The organism is Pseudomonas sp. BF-B-26 (genome assembly GCF_019956495.1).
Classification (GTDB): Bacteria; Pseudomonadota; Gammaproteobacteria; order Pseudomonadales; family Pseudomonadaceae; genus Aquipseudomonas.
Genome location: NZ_JAHBDP010000040.1, coordinates 1 through 2,113, shown reverse-complemented (window position 1 = coordinate 2,113; position 2,113 = coordinate 1). Strand labels below are relative to the sequence as shown.

The window sequence follows — 2,113 nt, the reverse complement described above, 5'->3', positions numbered from 1 at the left end:
GTCTGACATTCGACATCTGCATTGAATGTAGCGGCCTCTTCGCGAGCAAGTCGGATCGCCGCACCGCCGCTCCCACATGGACATCATGCGATACATAGTTACCGCATCTCGCTGCTCGGCCAGCGTTAACCTGCGTTCATCTTATGGAAGAGAGAACGTCATGGACGACAACACTCCGGTTTCACCCGCACCAGCGGTTTACCTGCTTTCACCCGAACAGATCGCCGGGCCTTATTTCCGAAATCCGAAATTGATCAGACGAAACATCAGCGAAGGGATGGATGGCATTCCCTTGGTGCTGAGGCTGACGATCGTCGATGCCATGACCGGTCAACCAGTGACTGACGCGCTGGTGGATATCTGGCACTGCAACGCACGCGGGGCGTATTCGGGCTGGAGCAAGGTCAATCCAGACACGGAAATCGACGTCGACGACATAGGTTCGATCCCGCGAACCGACGACGACACTTACCTGCGAGGCGGGCAATTCACCGACAAGAACGGCATCGTGCGGTTTACCACGATCTATCCGGGGTTCTACGCCGGCCGTGCCCTGCACATTCACGTCGTGGTACGCATTATGGAAGGCAACAACTACCTGGAAGAGCGGCATGTTGCCTGGGTCGGTCAGCTCTACTTTCCCGAGGCGGCCTCGCGCTCGGTACTCAGCGCCAGGGAATACCGCGGTCGAGCCGTTTCGCCGCTGACCAACGATCAAGATTTTTTCTATGAAAACATGGGCGGCGAAGCATCGACCTTGAACGTTCACACCCTGAGTCGAGACTCGAATAAAGATGGCTACTTCGGGCACACGACCATCGGCATCGACACCTTTGCGGTATCGACGCAGATCAAGCCCGAGGACTTCGACAAACACACCGTGTGACGTCAGCGCAGTTCGGTGAGCGCCCGGGTCAGCAAATCCATGTCTGCAGCGGTGTTAGTGAGCCCCGGGGTTATGCGAATGCACGGACCACTCGCGGCACCACTGCGGGCCACGGTAAACAGGTTGTAGTCCTTGAGCAGCCGCTCGACCATCGCCTGTTGATCAGCATGCCGGGTAAAGCGCATCGACGTGATGCCGCAATACAGTCGCGGGTCGTCCGGGGTCATGACTTCGATCCCCGGCAACTCGCGTACCGCGCTCACCCAGCGGTTGCGCAGGTAATTGAGCCGAGCGCCCTTGGCGGCGGAACCGCCCATGGCCCGATGTTCCTCGAACACCAGCGGCAGGGTCAGCAGCGCCGGGATGTTGGGCGTGCTGTACGGCGTGCGGGCGCGAATGTCGGTGGCCGGGAAATGCATCTCGCCCATGTCCGGATCGATGTCGGCCAAGCGCTCGGGGGCGATGTAAATGAAGCCCAGGGTCAGCGGCGCACCGATCCATTTGTGCAGGGTGTAGCCAGCAAAGGCGATGCCCAGTTCATCGAGATTGAACTCGAACTGGCCGAGCGCATGCGCGCCGTCGAGGATCACGTCGATGCCATGTTCCCTGGCCGCTGCAGCAATGGCCTGCACCGGCATCACCAACCCGGAGCGATGGGTGACGTGGGTCATGGCCATCAATTTGAGTCGCGGATAACGCACGAAAGCTTCGCCGTAAGTGGCCAGCAAACTGTCGAAACTGGCGGGGTGCGAGTGTTCGATCTCGATCACCTCGACGCCGCGATGACGTGCCAGCCAGCGCATGGCCCCTTTGACCGTGTCGTATTCCAGATCACTTATCAGCACCTGATCGCCCGGCGTCAGACGGTTGTAGTTGCGGATCAGCGATTGCAGGCCGTCCGAAGCATTGCGGGTGAGGGCGACAGTGTCGGCAGGTACGCCCACCAGATCGGCGAGCTGTGCGCGGATTTCAAGGCTTTCGCCCTGTTCGAAGCGTTGGCGCACATGCACCGAGTTGCTGCGATTGATCAGTTCGATGTTGCGCTGATACTCCTCGACCACTGTGCGCGACATGCGCCCGAAGTACCCGTTTTCGAGGTTGACCGAGCCGGGTTCAACCGCGTATCGGTCGGCAAAGGTTCGCCAGAAGGCTTCATCACGGGCACGGCGAGTGTTATCGGGCATGGGCTACTCAATCAGGGGCCAGGAATGGGGGGCGGGTCAATGG

At 59.8% G+C, this 2,113-nt stretch carries 2 protein-coding genes; one reads left to right on the top strand and one right to left on the bottom strand.

The features are described 5' to 3' along the window. The first annotated feature begins 160 nt into the window (after positions 1–160). Complete coding sequence (locus KGB03_RS03145) at positions 161–886, top strand: intradiol ring-cleavage dioxygenase (protein WP_218538811.1); 726 nt, start codon at positions 161–163, stop codon at positions 884–886. Between the two features lie 2 nt (positions 887–888). Here the strand turns inward: KGB03_RS03145 and KGB03_RS03140 are convergent, their stop codons facing one another. After that, on the bottom strand, positions 889–2,070 hold the full coding sequence (locus KGB03_RS03140) for an aminotransferase class V-fold PLP-dependent enzyme (protein WP_223526321.1): 1,182 nt from the start codon (positions 2,068–2,070) through the stop codon (positions 889–891). Positions 2,071–2,113 lie beyond the last annotated feature (43 nt).